The sequence below is a fragment of the Bartonella vinsonii subsp. vinsonii genome (assembly GCF_902825235.1).
Classification (GTDB): domain Bacteria; phylum Pseudomonadota; class Alphaproteobacteria; order Rhizobiales; family Rhizobiaceae; genus Bartonella; species Bartonella vinsonii.
Map to the genome: position 1 here is coordinate 1 of NZ_CADEAJ010000003.1, position 18,678 is coordinate 18,678.

General features: G+C 37.3%; 15 protein-coding genes. 4 read left to right on the top strand and 11 right to left on the bottom strand.

Annotated features, from left to right (window positions below; all coding sequences use genetic code 11):
* Positions 1-203: 203 nt before the first annotated feature.
* The 11 genes from J7R12_RS03445 to J7R12_RS03495 all read right to left on the bottom strand — a co-directional run bounded on the left by J7R12_RS03445 (position 204) and on the right by J7R12_RS03495 (position 13,573).
* Positions 204-3,137, bottom strand: coding sequence for a bifunctional [glutamine synthetase] adenylyltransferase/[glutamine synthetase]-adenylyl-L-tyrosine phosphorylase (locus tag J7R12_RS03445; protein WP_126602933.1), 2,934 nt, complete (start codon positions 3,135-3,137; stop codon positions 204-206).
* Between the two features lie 101 nt (positions 3,138-3,238).
* Positions 3,239-4,621, bottom strand: coding sequence for a sensor histidine kinase (locus J7R12_RS03450; RefSeq protein ID WP_126602931.1), 1,383 nt, complete (start codon positions 4,619-4,621; stop codon positions 3,239-3,241).
* Entirely contained in the window at positions 4,618-5,304 is a 687-nt protein-coding gene (locus J7R12_RS03455; RefSeq protein WP_126602930.1) for a response regulator transcription factor, read from the bottom strand. The genes J7R12_RS03450 and J7R12_RS03455 overlap by 4 nt, the downstream gene beginning before the upstream one ends.
* Positions 5,305-5,384: 80 nt before the next feature.
* The gene (locus J7R12_RS03460; RefSeq protein ID WP_126602928.1) at positions 5,385-6,896 is read right to left on the bottom strand and encodes a Do family serine endopeptidase; all 1,512 of its coding nucleotides are present in this window, start codon (positions 6,894-6,896) and stop codon (positions 5,385-5,387) included.
* A gap of 240 nt (positions 6,897-7,136) precedes the next feature.
* On the bottom strand, positions 7,137-7,547 hold the full coding sequence (locus tag J7R12_RS03465; RefSeq protein ID WP_126602926.1) for a cytochrome c-type biogenesis protein: 411 nt from the start codon (positions 7,545-7,547) through the stop codon (positions 7,137-7,139).
* Complete coding sequence (locus J7R12_RS03470) at positions 7,544-9,526, bottom strand: heme lyase CcmF/NrfE family subunit (RefSeq protein WP_126602925.1); 1,983 nt, start codon at positions 9,524-9,526, stop codon at positions 7,544-7,546. The genes J7R12_RS03465 and J7R12_RS03470 overlap by 4 nt, the downstream gene beginning before the upstream one ends.
* 7 nt (positions 9,527-9,533) lie before the next feature.
* Positions 9,534-10,013 carry a cytochrome c maturation protein CcmE gene (gene ccmE, locus J7R12_RS03475; protein ID WP_126602923.1) on the bottom strand — a complete coding sequence of 160 codons (480 nt, stop codon included), beginning with the start codon at positions 10,011-10,013 and terminating at the stop codon, positions 9,534-9,536.
* Between the two features lie 332 nt (positions 10,014-10,345).
* On the bottom strand, positions 10,346-10,801 hold the full coding sequence (locus J7R12_RS03480) for a tetratricopeptide repeat protein (RefSeq protein ID WP_234924828.1): 456 nt from the start codon (positions 10,799-10,801) through the stop codon (positions 10,346-10,348).
* Between the two features lie 433 nt (positions 10,802-11,234).
* Complete coding sequence (locus tag J7R12_RS03485) at positions 11,235-12,653, bottom strand: ATP-binding protein (protein WP_126602919.1); 1,419 nt, start codon at positions 12,651-12,653, stop codon at positions 11,235-11,237.
* The gene (locus J7R12_RS03490; RefSeq protein WP_126602917.1) at positions 12,650-13,318 is read right to left on the bottom strand and encodes a response regulator transcription factor; all 669 of its coding nucleotides are present in this window, start codon (positions 13,316-13,318) and stop codon (positions 12,650-12,652) included. The genes J7R12_RS03485 and J7R12_RS03490 overlap by 4 nt, the downstream gene beginning before the upstream one ends.
* A gap of 18 nt (positions 13,319-13,336) precedes the next feature.
* Positions 13,337-13,573, bottom strand: coding sequence for a hypothetical protein (locus J7R12_RS03495; protein ID WP_126602915.1), 237 nt, complete (start codon positions 13,571-13,573; stop codon positions 13,337-13,339).
* 352 nt (positions 13,574-13,925) lie between these two features.
* Here J7R12_RS03495 and J7R12_RS03500 point away from each other — a divergent pair, with 352 nt between their 5' ends.
* From J7R12_RS03500 to J7R12_RS03515, 4 genes are all read left to right on the top strand, one after another.
* Positions 13,926-16,076: a transglycosylase domain-containing protein gene (locus J7R12_RS03500; RefSeq protein ID WP_126602914.1), complete on the top strand. Its 2,151-nt coding sequence runs from the start codon at positions 13,926-13,928 to the stop codon at positions 16,074-16,076.
* A 17-nt stretch (positions 16,077-16,093) separates the two neighbouring features.
* Positions 16,094-16,690: a DUF1214 domain-containing protein gene (locus J7R12_RS03505; protein ID WP_126604019.1), complete on the top strand. Its 597-nt coding sequence runs from the start codon at positions 16,094-16,096 to the stop codon at positions 16,688-16,690.
* Positions 16,683-17,222: a DUF1254 domain-containing protein gene (locus J7R12_RS03510; RefSeq protein WP_126602912.1), complete on the top strand. Its 540-nt coding sequence runs from the start codon at positions 16,683-16,685 to the stop codon at positions 17,220-17,222. The genes J7R12_RS03505 and J7R12_RS03510 overlap by 8 nt, the downstream gene beginning before the upstream one ends.
* A 410-nt stretch (positions 17,223-17,632) precedes the next feature.
* Entirely contained in the window at positions 17,633-18,418 is a 786-nt protein-coding gene (locus J7R12_RS03515) for a DUF1499 domain-containing protein (protein ID WP_126602911.1), read from the top strand.
* Positions 18,419-18,678 lie beyond the last annotated feature (260 nt).

Consider the following 18,678-nt stretch of genomic DNA (forward strand, 5'->3'; position numbering starts at 1 on the left):
TAATTATACATATTACTAATGAAAATTATTATTTTCAGAAGAATTAATAAAATAATTTAAATAATTATTCTATTATTTAATAAAAAATGTTTTTGTTTATTAAATATATAAAATAGATAAAAAAATTTTATTTATTTATAGTCTTATATTGCCATATTTATTACATTATTATTTTTATATTTTAGCTAAAATTATATAAATTATTAAAATAACTTATTTTTCATCAAATGCGTAAAAATTGAACATACCGATTTCCTTGTTTCCTCAATTAATGTTTCAACGCGAAGCAAATCAGGCTCCCCAACACTTCTTAACAAAAGATCGCTTAATCCAGGTGGCATCTCATGAGAATCGAGAGAATCATTTAAGCAAAGTCGTATAATTTGGCTTAAATTTGTATAGAGGCTATAGGCATGACGCAAATCAGAAATAAACGACCGTTTAAGAAAACTGTTCGGTAATTGTACTAAAATATCCGCTGTCGTTGCTCCAATTTGAAATACAATTACATGCGTAATAAGGGCAAATTGAGCAATAAACTCCAAGTCTATAATACCACCGGGCATCGTTTTTAAATCCCATCGATTCTTTGGCGGTTTTTCTTTTGCAATCAAAGTACGCATTTCACATACTGCTTTTGTTACATCCTTCCTTTTACGAGGAAACGAAATAATTGTACGAACTTCATTTTCTAATTTTTGTAAAAAGTCAGGATCACCAGCAATACCCCGTGCTCGTGTTAAAGCAAGATGTTCCCATATCCACGCTTCTTGGCGATAATATTTCTTAAAAAATTGAAACGAAACCGCAACAGGCCCCTTATTACCTAACGGCCGCAATCTTAAATCAACGGAATAAAGAACCCCTTGGCTTGTAAGAGTAGATAAAGCAGCAACCAAACGCTGCGTCAAACGCGTGTAATATTGAGAAATATAGAGAGGCTTTTCTCCATCAGATATTTCCGCATCCTCATCATGTTCATAAAGCAAAATAAGATCAATATCCGAACCAGCAGTTAATTCACGACTTCCAAGTTTCCCCATTCCCAGTATGCCAACACGTCCTCCTTTAATGCTGCCATGAAGACGAAAAAATTCCTTTTGAACCGCAGCAAAAGTTTTTGCAATCATAAGGTCAGCAAGCGCGGTAAATGCAAAACCTGCTCTTTCTCCTGTAATTGCACCATTTAAAATTCGAATACCAATCAAAAAACGCTGCTCATCAGCAAAAATCCTTAAATTATCAAGAATTTCTTCATAAGAAGTTACGCCTTCAAGAAAACATTCAAGCCGTTTTTCTAGGTAAATTTTTGTTGGTAATTCTGAAAAAATGCTTGGATCTAACATTCCATCAAAAACATGGGGTTTACGTGTAATAATTTCCGCAAGACGTGGTGCCGCTCCCATAATAAGTACCAACATATCCAAAAGAGAGGGATTAGATTGCAATAAACTAAAAAGCTGAATTCCTGAAGGTAAACCTTGTAAAAAACTATCAAAACACAACATCGCTTCATCGGCGCGTTTTGTCGCACCAAAAGCTTTCAAAAGAGCTGGTGTTAATTCCGTTAATCTCTCACGCGCTTCAGCAGATTGCGTTGCTTTATAACGCCCACAATGGAGTGTACGCATAATACGACAAATATCACTTGCTCTTTCAAAACCTAAACGACTTAATGTTATTAATGTCTCTGGGTCATCTTGTTCACCTGTAAAAACTAAATTGCCAATTTCTAAACCAAGTTCTTGCTCATTCTCAAACAATGCAGCATAATGTTTTTCAACGACCTGAAGCGTTTTTAATAAATCACGAATAAAGCTACTCGCTTCTTGATACCCCATCAAATAGGCAACACTGGTAAATTGAGAAATATCATGGGGGAGAAGATGCGTTTGCTCATCTGCAAGCATCTGAATACGGTGTTCTACATTTCGTAAAAAAGCATAACTTTTTACAAGGCTATCTTTCGTTTTCTCACTGATCCAACCAAGCGTGTGAAGTTCTGCTAACATTGCAACTGTCTGATGTCCACGTAATTGGGGAAAGCGCCCACCAGCAATGAGTTGTTGTGTCTGGACAAAAAACTCAATCTCGCGAATCCCACCTCGCCCTAATTTTATATTATGCCCATAAGCAGCAATTTGACCATAATTTTTGTACGCATGAATTTGACGTTTGATCGAATGAATATCAGCAATAGCAGCATAATCTAAATATTTCCGCCACACATAAGGAAAAAGCTCTTTAAGAAAATAAAAGCCCGCCTTTTTATCGCCAGCAACGGGGCGTGCTTTAATCATAGCTGCTCGCTCCCAATTTTGGCCGCGTCCCTCGTAATAACGCAACGCAGTCCTTACTGGTAAAGCCAGAGGGGTTGAACTAGGATCTGGTCGAAGCCGAAAATCGAGACGAAAAACATATCCCTCCGCTGTACGTTCTTGAATGATACGGATCAAGCGGCGTACCATTTTAGAGAATACATCAACACTCTTAGAAAGATTACCAATATGAGGTGACATTTCATCAATGAAAACAATAAGATCAATATCAGAAGAATAATTAAGTTCTCCTGCTCCCAATTTTCCCATTCCTAAAATGATTAAACCACAGTCTTTTTCAGGATTATCACGACTTGACAAACTTATCTTACCATGATCGTGCGCCTCTCTCAAAAGAAAACGGAGTGCTACACCTAATGCGGCTTCTCCTAAACGTGTTAACCAAGCGCATGAAATTTCGTAAGTAAAAACACCACTCAAATCAGCTAAAGCAATGAGAACATGTGCTTCTTTTTTTTTGCGCCTTAAAGCAGCCATCAATGAAGTTTCCTGTATAGCTTCATTCTTATCAATGGCTGCAATATCATCTATAATTTCGCTTAGTCTTGTTTCTATATCAACATCCAATAAGGGGTTAAGATACGATGGATTGGCGATTAAGACTTCACGCAAAAAAGGAGATAAAGTCATAACCGCCCTTATAAACTCAATTTGTTTTCCCCTCTTTAAAAGAAAGGAAACAAGCGATTCTAACTTTTCTTTCCTTGCTTGTTCTTCAAGGTCTTTCAGCCATTGAGAACCGCTCTCATCAAGGGGGCATAAAGGGAGCAATTGTGTTTTTAAAAAAGCAGCTTTCATCTATATTTCCTTGAAAGGTATTTTACCTTTTTTCTCTTGCATTATACTGCAAGGAAAAACAGCCATAGATATTAAAATAAAATAATGAAGCAGAAATATCTTTAAGGAAATAATAAAACAGCCCTCAATCCTGGATTTGCATTTTCAAGTAAAAGCTCACCACCATGAAGTTTCATAACAGCTTTTGCTATACTTAGACCAATACCAAAACCAGGCTGTGTACGACTTTCTTCAAGGCGAACAAATCGTTCTGTTACTTTTTCACGTTTATCCGCTGCAATTCCTGGACCATTATCGCTCACAACAACCAATAAATGTTCATCCCGATATTCCATCGATAAGCAAACCTTCGCCTCTCTTCCATCTTTAGAGGCATATTTAATTGCATTATCTATAAGATTAAAAATTGATTGCGCAACAAGCTCACGATTTAATTTAAGCTCTTTATCAAATGTATCCCCCAACCGAAGCAAAACACCTGTTTCTTCAGCAAAAGGCTCATAAAGTTCAACGGCATCTTCAAGGATAAGCTTCATATTCATAATCTCAAGATGTTCAATTGCGCTGCTCGCTTCAATGCGTGAAATCATTAAAATGGCATTAAAAGTACGAATAAGTTGATCAGATTCAGCAATAACCCCATCAAGTACTTGACGATATTCAAGCTTTGTCTTTTGCCCAGAAAGTGCTTCCTCAGCACGATTTCTAAGGCGTGTCAGCGGTGTCTTCAGATCATGTGCAATATTGTCAGATACTTGACGCAAACCAATATTTAATTCTTCAATGCGGTCTAGCATAACATTAAGATTAGCGGACAATCGATCAAACTCATCCCCTACCCCAGAAACAGGCAAACGCTCACTGAAATCACCATCCATCAAGCGCTGGGATGCAGCTGTCACATGATCAATCCTTTGCAATGCCCGCCTACCAACAAAAAACCATATGAGTAAAGCCCCTCCAAGCATTGCTGCAAGAGCAATTATAACTGCTTTACGAATAACCACTGCAAAACGTTCTGGTTCATCCAAATCTCGCCCTATAAGAACCTTCATAGCATTAGGCAAATCAACAACAATTGCTAAAGCGCGATGTTCACTTGTTTTGCCATATTCTCCAAAACGTGAATACAAAAAAGAATTTGCAATAAAACCATTATGATTCAAAAGACCTAATTCAATCCGCGCAACATTGCCTGCTAAAATGCGCCCCATAGGATCAGCAACAAGATAAAGAAAAGCCCCAGGTTGTCGCGAACGATAATCGATAGTCCGCATTAATAAAGGAAGCCCACCATAATTATAAGCGTTTTCAATATACTTTAATTCTTCATGGAGAGCCTGCTCGGTTTGCTCCGTTAACAACGAAGCAGAAAATGCCATCATATAAATAGAAAGCCCTATTGCAACTAAGCCAAACAACAAAATATAAAGTGCTGAGAGCCTAAATGCAGTCGTACGTATTACATTGATCAGACGATTCATGTTTTTTTATCTGGTGCTTTCAGCATATATCCAGCTCCACGCACAGTATGGAGAAGTGGGAGATCAAAATCTTTTTCAATTTTTGCTCTTAAACGGGATATATGGACATCAATGACATTTGTTTGCGGATCAAAATGGTAATCCCAAACATTTTCCAAAAGCATAGTGCGTGTAACAACCTGACCAGCATAGCGCATCAAATATTCAAGTAAACGAAATTCTCTTGGTTGCAATATGATATTTCTATCACCCCGTTTTACTGTATGTGCTAACCGATCAAGTTCAAGATTTCCTACGTAATAAACAGTTTCTGCCTCTTTAGGATTTTTCCGCCGCTGCAACACTTCAACACGCGCAAGAAGCTCAGAAAAAGCATAAGGTTTTGTCAAATAGTCATCACCCCCTGCACGTAAACCCGTTACACGATCATTTACTTGCCCTAAAGCTGAAAGGATGAGAACGGGTGTTTCATTGCCTTTAGCACGTAATTCAGAAATAATAGAAAGACCATCACGATGCAAAAGCATCCGATCAACAACCATAACGTCATAACTTTCCGCATCAGCTAAAGCATATCCAGTATCTCCATCATAGGCAACATCAACTGAATGTCCCACCTCCGAAAAAGCTTTCTCGAGATAACGGCCCGTCTCACGATCATCTTCAATAACGAGTATCTTCATAAAACGTATCTCCGTTATTTTATCAAATTGTGTTGTAGGACAGAGATCTACAAAATCTCTGCCCTACAACAAACGAAATGTTATTTTTTGAAAATTGGAAGAGCAACAAAACGATTTTGACCATTTGTTCGCACTTGTAGGAGTATTGCCTTTCGCCCTAGCTTTTGAGCATACTTGATTGTATCGGTAATATCAGAAACCTTTTTAACAGACTTATTATTCACTGTTATAATCACATCACCGGGGCGTATCCCCTTATCTGCAGCGTCTGAATCTGAATCTACATCCGTTACGACCAATCCTATACCATCATCAGAAGGAGCAACAATCAAACCATAATCTTCTAATGTTTCATCTGCATCATTGCGCTTATTTGAATATTTTGAACCCTCTTTCTTTCCTTCATCTTCAGGCATTGAAGCAAGCTTAACTTTTATATTTTCCTCCTTACCGGATCTCCAAATACCCAACGTCACTGTTTCACCTGGTCTAATATTTGCTATACGCTTCGCTAAATCACGCGCATCATTAATTTTTTCACCATTCACTGAAATAATGACATCCCCTGCCTTGATACCAGCCTTTTCTGCTGGTCCTTTTAATGGATCAGTGATTAAAGCACCTTTGTCCTCTTTCAAACCTATTGAGTCTGAAATCTCCTTCGTTACTGGTTGAATCTGAACTCCCAGCCAACCACGCTGAACAGAACCTTTTTCGATAAGTTGTTGCACAACCTGTTTCACTGTCGCTGCCGGAATAGCAAAAGCAATCCCAACATTCCCTCCAGAAGGAGAAAAAATTGCTGTATTAACTCCAACAACCTTTCCATTGAGATCAAAAGTTGGCCCACCAGAATTTCCTCTATTAACAGCGGCATCAATCTGAATAAAATCATCATAGGAACCCGTTCCAATATCACGTCCACGTGCCGAAACAATACCGGCTGTTACAGTGCCACCAAGACCAAATGGATTACCAATAGCAACGACCCAATCACCAACGCGAAGCTTTGTATCATCACCAAAATCAACATAGGAAAATTTTCTTTTGTCGTTCACTTTCAAAACTGCAAGATCAGTTCGTGGATCTGATCCAATGAGCTTAGCATTCAATTCTGTACCATCATCAAGAACAACAGAATAACTGGTGCCATCAGAAATCACATGATTATTGGTTACAATATAACCATCAGATGAAATAAAAAAGCCTGATCCAAAAGCTATAGGACGAAGTCTGTGTGAATGTGATGGAAACTTATTTTTAGGCTTGTCTAAATCATAAAACTCTTTAAAAAATCTTTTCAAAGGATGTTGATCTGGTAACTGGTCGATACCTGGACCACTAAAAAAATTGCTAAAAGACCACTCGTCTTTCTTTTTATTGCTCTTCACTTGCACTGAAACAACCGCAGGTTTTACTTGAGAAACAATATCTGCAAATCCCGGCTGTTGCATGAATGAAGTAAATACAGAATTGGCATGAGCCGCTGTCGTCCACAAGCTTGATCCACATCCACTAAAAAACAGTGCACTTTCCAACGCAGCAGAAAAACTGACTGCGATTAATGTTTTAAAGAAAGTTTTTTTAATCATTTGGTATACACTCCTATTCCATCATATTTTTATCTAGATTGCGATCCCTTATAAAACAGCAGACCTTACCGTTTTCTGTCTAAAATATTAAAGTTTTGTAAGGTTTAAGGTCACAACAACACCTCACTTCTCCATAAGGCTGAATAACTCATTTAAATAACTTGAGTTTTTCTTTATACAACACCTCTTTTAACACAACGATATTTTCGACTGTTTTTTCTTCATTTCCATTCAAAATCATTATTTTTTTGTGCTTTTGCAGTGTCTTATCCTAAAAAATATAGTGCTTGCACCAATAATAAGAATGACCAAAGGCGACAACCATAAAAACCAAGTTGTCTTATTAAATGGCGGTTTCAAGAGAATAAACGCACCATATCGTTCAACAAGAAAATCAATAACTTGCTGATTAGTATGTCCCATTTTCAATCTTTCCCGAATTAAAAATCGTAGATCACGTGCCAAAGAACTCTCTGAATCATCAATGGATTGATTTTGGCAAACCGGACAGCGCAAATGTGACGAGATATCTCGCGCACGCGATTCAAGAACTGTATCCTCTAAAATCTCATCCGGCTCTACTGCTATCACCAACCGCAAAGGAAAAATCATAATTAAAAAAAATAAAGTCCAAAGCAATAGGTTTTTCATCTTAATGTTTTTCCAGAAAATTTAAAGCAATCTCTCCTGTTGTGCGCTTTCATGCGGAACAAATAACCCAAAAGAGAAAGCCCCCCCCCCATAGCCATCATGAATGCCCCTAACCAAACACATATTACGTAAGGCTTCCACCATATATGTAAAACAAGCCCCTGATCATCTATACGTCCTGGTACAATATATAATTGAGATAAGCCATGATTTTGAATACCAACTTCCGTTGTTGACGTATTTTGGCTTGAATAAAATCGTTTTGATGCTGTTACCCTACGCACAGCGCTTTTATTTTCATATACTGTAAAATGAAACTCCATCGTAGAATAATTCGGACCAGCACCATCGCGTACTTCATCCAAATACAAGGTTTTATCCGCTATCGTGACCCTATCTCCTATGTCCATGGTGAGAATACGCTCTTGCCCAAAAGTCGCAACACAGACAATACCAAATAATGTAACACCTAATCCCATATGCGCTATTGCCGCACCAAAAACCGACCATGGTAATCCCATAAATCTTTTAATCCGCACCAATAAAGCTATCTTGCGAGGTCCACTTTTTTCCCAAAGATCAGCTAAACTGCCTAAAAAAACAAAAACTGAAAGTCCAATTCCTAAAGCAGCAAAAATATCACGAAAAGATGCAGCATAAAATGTTATAAAACAGGCTACACAAACTAACGCAAAAACAAACCACAACCGTTCAAAAACTGCAAAAAAATCACCACGTTTCCATGCCATCATTGATCCAAATGGAACCAACAACAACAATAATATCATTAAAGGTCCACAGGTGAGGTTAAAAAAAGGAGCACCTACAGAAATTTTCTGTCCAATGAATGCCTCAATAAAATAAGGGTAGAGCGTACCAACCAATACTGTTGCTGTTATTGTTGTAAGGAACAAATTATTTAAAATAATAAAGCCTTCACGTGAAATTGGTTGGAATAATCGCCCTGTTTGCAAAACAGGTGCACGCAAAGCAAAAAGAAAAAAAGCTCCTCCCATGAAGAAGAATAAAAGTAAAAGGATTGCCCATCCCCGTGCTGGATCAACAGCAAAACTATGAACCGACATTAAAAGACCGGAACGAACAAGAAAAGTCCCCATCAGAGAAAGAGAAAAAGTCAGAAGAGCTAAAAATACAGTCCAACTTTTCAATGTATCCCGCTTTTCAAGAACTATGGTAGAGTGCAAAAGAGCTGTTCCTGAAAGCCATGGCATAAATGAAACATTTTCGACTGGATCCCAAAACCAATACCCCCCCCATCCTAACTCATAATAAGCCCAATAGGACCCAACCATGATACCAAGTGTTAAAAAAATCCAAGAAAGGAGAACCCAAGGGCGAATCCAGTGTGCCCAAATTCTATCGACATGTCCTGTGACTAAGGCAGCTATTGCAAAAGAAAAACAAATTGAAAAACCAACATAGCCTAAATAAAGAAGCGGTGGATGAATTGCTAGGGATATATCTTGTAAAAGAGGATTAAGATCATTCCCCTGTAATGCTGGTGGATTAACACGTAAAAATGGGTTGGATAAAAAAAGAATAAATAAAAGAAAAGCGCTTGTAATCCAACTTTGGCAAATGAGAACGAGTGCCTTAAACTGTTCTGGCAGATGTTGGCTAAAAAACGCCATCAATGTACTAAAAAAAGCGAGGCTTAAAACCCATAACAACATCGACCCTTCGTGGTTTCCCCAAACACCAGTGATTTTATACAATATTGGTTTTTCCGAATGACTATTCTCCACAACATTCAAAACAGAAAAATCAGATACCAAATGTGCATGAACAATAATCAAAAAAGATAAAAGCAATAATGTGAAAGTAATATATGTGAGTGGAACAACCATTTGCTTCAATGAACGCTCCCCCCATAAAATACCAAAAACTGGGAAGAATGCTTGCAATAAACTCACTGCAAAAGCTGCTGATAAAAAAATATGGCCAAGTTCGACAAGCACAATCGAATTATCTCTCCACACTGTGACGTTTGTTCAAGTAACGAGCCGTTTCTTTAGACATATAAGTCTCATCATGTTTTGCTAAAATACGCGTCCCTATAAAAAAACCCTGTTTATCAAAATAACCTTCTACAACAACCCCCTGACCTTCACGAAAAAGATCCGGTAAAACTCCATCAAAAATCACTTTTTCGTGTTTTATGTTATCCGTTACGAAAAAAATAATGCCCCTTTCTCCAACATATTGAACAGTCCCCTTTTCAACGAAACCGCCCAAACGTAAAGAGCGCCCCGTTAGTATATCCTCTCTTATAATTTCAGATGGCGTTCGAAAAAAACTTACCGTATTACGCATTGCATAGATAAGAAGACTTGCTGCAAACGCTATCACGAAACAACATAATAAAATCATCAGCAATCGCTTTTTTTTTCGTTGCTTTAAAATGACTCTCAATGAAGGAGAGTTATGGAACAATTGACTGTTCATAGACATTCTACGAGAATTTTCTTTATAAACACGTTATAAGAGCTTCGCATATCTTATCTATGCACGCAACTTTTTAGTCTAATATCTTCTCCTTCCTAAAGAGCTTCTCAATGCCTTTTTACTTCTTTATAAAATAGTTACTTTTGCTCAAAACTCTCCCTCATCATGCCTTAGTTTATTTTGTCACATCATTCCTTGGTTGTAGTTCTTTCATTTCCTCATCACGTATCTTAAACTACCTAGCGTAACCACTACTTTACTTACTCTTCTGGATTTTTTACTTCTTCTGATTTAATAGTCTGAACTTGCTATAATCATTACTTTTTCAATATTTAATTTGGTAAATTACGTAACTGAGCTATCATGGCTTCAACACGCAATCGTCCTAAAAAATCTTCAGGCATAGTATCAAGAAAATTTTGTAAAAACCGCACTGCCTGCGCAGACTTGCCTTCCTGATGAAGCGCCTCGGCTAATAATAAACGAGGATAAAAATCTTTTGGCGCTAAATCTGCTGCTTTTTGAAAAGCATCTTGTGCTTGTTGTGTTATGATTCCCCCCTCATAACCAACCAATGCCAACCCATACCCAACAAGCCTTGGAGCAGATTCTCCATTCAAGCGAAGCGCATCTAAATAAATATTGACGGCATCTTGAAAATAACCTTCCTCTAGATATCCTACTGCTAATGCATCTGCTAGCTTACCATCATGAGGAGCACGAAAAAAAAGCACTTGTAAACGAACAAGTTGTTCATGCCTACTAAGTGCCTTTGGATCCTTATCCATTAATTCACTAAAAAAATAGCTTTTAACTTTTGGATTACCTGTTAAACTGTAAATGCTCCATGTTATACAAAGAACAAATAAAATACTAAGAGCGTTTAAAATATGTTTTTTCTTATAATGCATGCGGGTCTTGTTAGAGTTAAACGAATAGAGACAGCTTTATAACTATCAATGTTTTCAGCTTTCTGCTCTTTTTCTATTCCATCGCTAGAATATAGTAAAAGAACACTCTTCAGAACAGTGAGAAAAAGTATTATAAAAATAAGTATATCATTTGAGTAGAAACAGGAAAATGAAACAGCATGACCAATCTCTCCTTCTCCCTTGTTTGCAAGAACTGATATAAAATAGAAACGCATTTTCTTATAAAAATCACCGTAAAACTTATCTTTCACTCTTCTCATACGTGTCAATAATACGAAAACAAAATATTTTATTTCTTACCTGAAGGTAATAAAACTTTTGCATATAATCCTCCTAGGTCAGAACGCGATAAAAAAAGACTTCCACCATATTCATTGACCAAATCTGAAACAATCGCTAACCCTAAACCTGTCCCTGGCTTACTTTCATCAAACCGACGCCCCCTTTTTAAAGCTTCATCAATCTTGTCTTCTGCTAAACCAGAGCCATCATCCTCTACGAGAATACTGAAGGATTCTTTTTCTTTAACATTTTCTTCAAAATGACAGGAGATGAGAACTTTTGTGCGCGCCCACTGAGCAGCATTCTCAATCAAATTTCCTACAATTTCCTCTAGATCTTCCTTTTCACCAGAAAAAACAACATTATCAACATCCATAACAAATTGAAACTGCTTTTCAGGGTTAAGTGTTTTCATAACCCGTACCAAACGATCAATCACTCCGCGAACAGATGTTTGATAAATAATACTATCACTCTGTGCTGCAATTCGGGCACGCTGAAGATAATGATTTATTTGAGCTTGCATTATTTGCATTTGCTCTCTCAACACAAAAGCCTGTTCTCCACACATCTTATCAATCTCATTTATAGTCACAGACAGAGGTGTTTTCAACGAATGAGCAAGATTACCAACCTGTGTACGAAACCGTTCAATAATACGCTGATTATTCTTGATGAGTGCATTCATTTCTTGTGCTAGTGGCATAACTTCGCTTACTAAATCCGTATTCACATAATGACTTTTGCCTTCGCGAATATCATTCAATGCTCGTTGGATAAGCTTCAATGGTTGAAAACTAAATAAAACAATAGCGATGTTGATAAGAACACTCCCTATACCAAAACTCCAAAGAAAAATTTGTAAAGTCCGCTTAAATCCCCGTACTTGTGCATGTGCTTCATCAATATTCCCAATAAGGCGAAAACGCGCAATATGATTTTGATTATCCAGAACAACATCACTCTCAATGACTTGTAACTTCTGTCCATTGTTATCTTTTATTCGATAAGAACGAAAGAATTTATTGTCAAAAGGTATATCGACATCACTCGGTGCAAATATTCTTCCTGTTCCCAATGATGGAGATGTCAATCTTCCTTTTAGATTATGTGATAAAGCAATAACTTCCCAATACCATCCCGTTGTTGGATCAGAATAACGAATATCATCAATCCCAACACTTCCCCCCAAATTCCCCTCAGGTGAGACCGTTACTGTTGCAATAAGACTATAAAGTTGGGTAGAAAGAATACGCTCTAAGTTTTGTTCACTTAAGCGCTGATAGAATAAAATACTGACTGCACAAATCGATGAAAGCGAAATAACCACCCAGAATGTTGATAAGATCATAACGCGTAAACTGAGAGATTTACTAACGAAAAAAAATAGCCTCCTAAACCAATTATTCTTTTTTAAAACATTCATTGATCACCTAGCGTTTTCACGCGATAACCCATTCCTCGAATAGTCTCAATCAAATCTACACCAAGCTTTTTACGTAACCGCCCCACAAAAACTTCTACCGTATTCGAATCTTTGTCAAAATCTTGGTCATAAAGATGTTCAGTAAGCTCTGTCCTTGAAACCACTCTATCACAATGATGCATGAGATAGGAAAGAAGTCTGAATTCATAGGATGTCAATTTAATCAATTGATCATTAACAAAAACACGAGAGGTCTTGGTATCCAACAAAACACCACCACAGCATAATGTGCTTGTCGCATGCCCCGTTGCTCGACGAATTAGTGCACGTAACCGCGCCATCACTTCTTCCAAATGAAATGGCTTAACAACATAATCGTCAGCACCTGCATCAATGCCGCACACCTTATCAGACCAACGATCTCGCGCTGTAAGCATTAAAACAGGCATGGAATACCCTTCTTGACGCCACCTTTCAATAACATGAATTCCATCTCTATGTGGCAAACCGATATCGAGAATTACAGCATCATAAGACTCTGTACTTCCTAAAAAGTAAGCCTCTTCACCATCAAAAGCACTATCGGAAACATACCCCGCACTTTTTACAGCTTCCGCTAATTGATGATTGAGATTCCGATCATCTTCAACAATTAAAATACGCATCACAACATCTGCTAAGCCCTAATCAGCGGGAACGGCAACCTCAACACGACGTAACTTTTCACCCTCTCGGGCAGGCACTACGACCACAACCACACATGTATCTCTTCCATCCTTAACAACAGGTGTTGAACGTACCAAAACCCCACTTTTTTGGACAGCAATCTCCCTACCAATTTCAATACACCCAGAAGCTATGACAGAATCCGCACCTAGAAAAACCAATATCATTCCAAAAAAGAAAACTTTTCTCATCATAGATATTTTATACCCTATTCTACCTGAATATAAAATGAATAATGTTTTTTTTGAGTTATTCCAAAACTATACATAAAAACTCATTTTCTTTCTATTTAATAACTTAATAAAGAAATACACTTCTAAAATTTAATAATTTTAAAAATAAAATCTTCTTAATGCTTATACAATCATTATAAAAGCAAAAAACTACATAATTTATATAAGATGAATATAAAATTGTAAGAAATAAATGATCGTAATCCTAAATGAAAATCTTTCTCTGTTATCACTATAGCAAAAAAGTCCTTTTACTCCATATAATCATTATAGATTTATTTGGTTGCATCACTTTGTCACAGGCTCTCTTTCAATGTTTAACTTTTTAAAAAAAAAGAAAGCGCAACACAATAAACTATTCCATAGTCCTAAACTTATTGAAATAGATGCATTGTTCGACACAGCACTTTATCGTATCCGCTCTGCTAACAATTTTTTCTGGTGTAAGGCAAAAATTATCTCACAATGTTTTCATATCCGAGGGTGGAAACGCTTTATAGTAGAAATCCTTGATGAAACACTCACATTAGGGGTGATTGGTTTTACACTTTTCACCATTGTTGGCATATCGGTTCTCGAATTGACAAAAAAAGATTGGTATTCTTTCAAAAAATTCTCCATTCTTTTTCTAGATCGATATGGAAATCCCATCGGTCATCGTGGAACATTACCAGCTGTTTCTGTCCCTGTTGAAGAAATACCTGACTATGTTATTAAAGCGGTTCTTGCGACAGAGGACAGGCGTTTTTTTGATCACTGGGGGATTGATTTACAGGGTCTCACGCGAGCAATTTCACAAAATATGCAGGCTAAAAGTGTAGTTCAAGGTGGTTCAACCCTTACACAACAACTGGCTAAAAATTTGTTTTTAACAAATGAAAGAACAATAACACGCAAAATCAAAGAAGCTTATCTTGCCCTTTGGTTAGAAGCAAACTTCAGCAAAAAACAGATTTTACAACTTTATCTTGACCGAGCCTATATGGGTGGAAACAATTTTGGTATGGCAGCTGCTGCAAAATTTTATTTTGGCAAAGACATACGCAATCTCTCCCTTAGTGAATCCGCTATGTTAGCAGGACTCTTCAAAGCTCCAACCAAATACGCGCCTCATAGTCATCTCTTTGCTGCCCAAACACGGGCCAACGTGGTACTCTCTAATCTTGTTAACAGTGGATTCATGACAGAGAGCCAAGTTATTAACGCTCATCGTCATCCTGCCAAGCCTGTTACAAAAATAAAAAATACGCAACCTGATTATTTTCTTGATTGGGTCTTCGATGAAATCAAAAAAATGCATGATCAACTTCCCAGCCATAATTTGATCATTCAAACCACTCTTGATCCTGATATTCAAAAAGCAGCAGAAGAAGCAATCGCCTATCATTTACATCAATACGGTCAACAATATCGTGCAACACAAGCCGCCACTGTCATACTTGATAATAACGGAGCTGTCTGTGCAATGGTTGGAGGACTGGATTATAGCAAAAGTCAATTTAACAGAGCAACACAAGGCGGTCGGCAACCTGGTTCTTCATTTAAACCTTATGTTTACGCAGCCGCAATGGAGCATGGTTTGTCCCCCTCAACAATAGTCTTAGACGCCCCCATCAATTGGGGAGGTTGGACACCTAAAAATAATTCTGGTCATTATCTTGGTAAAATCGATTTGGCCACGGCTTTAGCCTTTTCTATCAATACAGTACCTGTCTATCTTACCTATCAATATCTTAACCGCGATACCCAACCTATCATCAATCTCATTAAAAGTATGGATATTCATGCGCATATTTTATCACACAAAACAATGGTTCTGGGCACATCCAATATGACTCCCATGGATCAAGCAACTGGTTTTAATGTCTTTGCTAATGGAGGCATGGCTGGAAATCGCCACGGTTTTACGCAAATCAGAACAACAGATGGACAGGTTGTGTGGGACTTCGAGCATAACGGTCATAAACCACATCGGGTTCTCAGTGAACAATCAGCAGCTTATATGAACCAAATGATGGTTGGTGTCACCACACGAGGATCCGGTAAACGTGCTGCTCTCCCTATGACTCTTGTTGCCGGAAAAACCGGAACATCACAATCCTATCGTGATGCTTGGTTTGTTGGCTTTACAGGTAATTATACTGGAGCTGTATGGATGGGAAATGATAATTTTTCGCCGATGAATCGTGCTTTTGGTGGTGGTGTCCCTGCTATGATATGGCATAATATCATGCTCCACGCACACCAAAATATCATGCTCAAACAACTCTATGGTGTTAAAGATTCTCTCCTCCCTTATCAACCACCAACAACTCCCTCCCAAAATGATTCCGATCTCGCACCTCAAATACCCTATACGCTCTCTCCTGAAACATTGAATATTGTGCGTCTGATTAACAAGGATCTGAAAAAATCATCTCCAATCTCTTTAAAGTTGAAAACTATGGGAGCTTTAACCCATTGAATTCGAAATATTCTATAATGTTCGTCTATATTGTTCTTCCCTTGTTTATCTTGGTTTTTTCCATTTTATGTGGAACAGTGAGTGTTAATTATGTGCTCAATTCTTTTCATAATTTTGAACGTTTCACAATTGGAGAATGGAGCGCTTATCCTCAAGTAGGAACGGCCAACACTGATCCTTATACTCGTGCACACACTGCCAAACGAGGTGATATTTCACTCGGAAGCACAGAAGGGCTCATTTTCCAAATTTGGAAAGATAACCACGGGCATCCGCTACACCCTCATTGCCATTACTTACTCAAAGGACACATCCCTGAAGCCCGCCTCTTTACACTTTATACAGCTGACAGATCACTCAAACCATATACGTCCGCAAAAGAAATCCCTTTCGAACTCTATACTGACAATATTATCTATGAAAGTGATGGTTCATTCCGCATTAATATCTCATCAACACCGCAAATCGGTAATTGGCTTGCAGTGGTTAGTCAAAAAGAATTCGGACTTATTCTGACCCTATACGATACCCCCATCATCTCCGCAACGGCATTGCAAAAACTCACCATGCCAATTTTAGAACAAATCCCATCAGGACAAAAAAACTGTGACTAGATTCATTCACGCAGCACTTCTTGCCGGCATTGGTGCTATTATCGTTCATATTGGCGTTTTATTTCTGATACCTTATTGGACACAAAATAATATATGGACAGAGCTTAAAAAATCAGGAGCTCCTTATCACTTTGTTGACTTGGATGCTCGTAATCCTATTCAACGGGTTACTGATCCGTTCTTTCTTCTTAAAGTCTGCAGATTTGATCTCGAAAATGGTCCCGTTCATTTAAAGGCTTTAAAAACAACACAATTTTGGTCATTAGCAGCCTATACATACGACGGAAATATTTTCTATAGCCTTAATGACCGAACTGCCCCTCATGCTACACTCGATCTCATCATTGGAAAACCAATACAAATCATAGAGTTTAAACAGTCAAAAATGAAAAACAATCGTAATTCCGTTTTAGTTGCTAAAAATTTGAATAAAGGTTTTGCGCTCTTACGCATTTTTGCTCCTTCTTTACTTGAAAAGAAAAAAAGCGAAGAGTTCTTTTCATCGGCCACCTGTCGCATATTTAATGGATAAAAGCACAATGATCTCTCCCTATACAAATGCTTGCTTTGTATTAAGGGTAAACAAAAATATATCAAAATGGTTATTTAAAACCTCAATCAATCGAATATCAGAATGAGAAAGCAACTTCTAAACATCTCTTTTTGATTGAAATAAAAGGAGATCTTTTGTTGCATATCATCATATCCGATAAGAAAAAAACTTCTCATAAAATTAGGCCTATTATCATAAACTATGAGGGAATAATTATTCCTCTCAATGAATTTGCCAAAATAATTATGAGAAATTGATAGAGCATCATGCGTCCTTGATCTCAAAAATAAGTGCTTTACTTTTGTCGTATGACCAGAATTTTTTTGTAAGATATGAAATCTGAAGAGAATTTTGCTTATGGTTCATAGTTGAGGGAAAAAGAGAACTTCATGAAAAAAAAATATGTTCGGCTAATTTCAAGAGCGGCAGTATGGTCTCCTCGTTTTGGTGGATTGGCATTCTTTATTTTGTTATTTTCAATGCTTTTACAGCGCTTTTCTGTAATTCATATTGTTGATTTTATCATTTTAATTGTCATTTCTGCCGGCTGTGTTATTGTTTCTCTTTCTCTTGCTGTAAAAGCACTTTACAGTTTGTGGGTGTTTGGTGCTTTAGGAGGAATGAAAGCTTTAAAAGGGATCATTTATTCATTAATAACTGCTACACCATTGATGTTATTTTTTGGACTTTGGTTTACCTCACCGGCTCTTTACGATATTTCTACCGACACACAAAGCCCGCCAGCTTTTTTTCGCACAATACGCCCCAGCGATGCTTTGCCACTTAAGAGTGTTTTAACCGAACAAACAGCTGTACAGATGTCCTCATGGCCGGAAATGTCAGGACGTCGTTATGATGGCTCACCTGATCGTATTCGCAATTCGGTTCTCAATGTCTTAGCTGCTCATGATTGGCCTATTGTCGCACAACGGGAATTTAAAGGAAAAGAAGATGAAATTTATATTGAAACAATGGCAAAGACTTTTTACCTTGGCTTTATTTCGGACATTGTCATTCGTTTAACTGATGAAGGGGGTACAACTTTTGTTGATATGCGTTCTGCTTCGCGTTATTTGCCAAGAGATTTGGGAACAAATGCTGCTTTTATTATCGATTTTATGGATGCACTTGATACAGAAGTCGCTTCCCTCCCCCTTTCTCAAGATGATGAATAACAATCAAGAGAGATAAGGCATTTTATGTCCATAACAATTGCCTATTTTTCAATAAATATGATACATAAGCAAACAATCACTTTTCAAAAACTATAAACTGATAATCTTTATACAAAAGATAATAATCTCAAAACAACACATGCTTGAAATAATTAAAAATATTTAAAATAGGAAATAAAAAACAGAATTCTTTATGATAATACTGATTTAAAGTATCTATCCCAATGTAATCATTAAACATTTTTTAAAGATAATAAATA

Bases quoted from the DNA above. Each gene is read 5' to 3' on its own strand.
- J7R12_RS03445 (WP_126602933.1), bottom strand. From the start codon at position 3,137: ATGAAAGCTGCTTTTTTAAAAACACAATTGCTCCCTTTATGCCCCCTT.
- J7R12_RS03460 (WP_126602928.1), bottom strand. From the start codon at position 6,896: ATGATTAAAAAAACTTTCTTTAAAACATTAATCGCAGTCAGTTTTTCT.
- J7R12_RS03465 (WP_126602926.1), bottom strand. From the start codon at position 7,547: ATGAAAAACCTATTGCTTTGGACTTTATTTTTTTTAATTATGATTTTT.
- J7R12_RS03450 (WP_126602931.1), bottom strand. From the start codon at position 4,621: ATGAATCGTCTGATCAATGTAATACGTACGACTGCATTTAGGCTCTCA.
- J7R12_RS03505 (WP_126604019.1), top strand. From the start codon at position 16,094: ATGTTCGTCTATATTGTTCTTCCCTTGTTTATCTTGGTTTTTTCCATT.
- J7R12_RS03500 (WP_126602914.1), top strand. From the start codon at position 13,926: ATGTTTAACTTTTTAAAAAAAAAGAAAGCGCAACACAATAAACTATTC.
- J7R12_RS03480 (WP_234924828.1), bottom strand. From the start codon at position 10,801: ATGGATAAGGATCCAAAGGCACTTAGTAGGCATGAACAACTTGTTCGT.
- ccmE (WP_126602923.1), bottom strand. From the start codon at position 10,013: ATGAACAGTCAATTGTTCCATAACTCTCCTTCATTGAGAGTCATTTTA.
- J7R12_RS03495 (WP_126602915.1), bottom strand. From the start codon at position 13,573: ATGATGAGAAAAGTTTTCTTTTTTGGAATGATATTGGTTTTTCTAGGT.
- J7R12_RS03455 (WP_126602930.1), bottom strand. From the start codon at position 5,304: ATGAAGATACTCGTTATTGAAGATGATCGTGAGACGGGCCGTTATCTC.
- J7R12_RS03515 (WP_126602911.1), top strand. From the start codon at position 17,633: ATGAAAAAAAAATATGTTCGGCTAATTTCAAGAGCGGCAGTATGGTCT.
- J7R12_RS03490 (WP_126602917.1), bottom strand. From the start codon at position 13,318: ATGCGTATTTTAATTGTTGAAGATGATCGGAATCTCAATCATCAATTA.
- J7R12_RS03485 (WP_126602919.1), bottom strand. From the start codon at position 12,653: ATGAATGTTTTAAAAAAGAATAATTGGTTTAGGAGGCTATTTTTTTTC.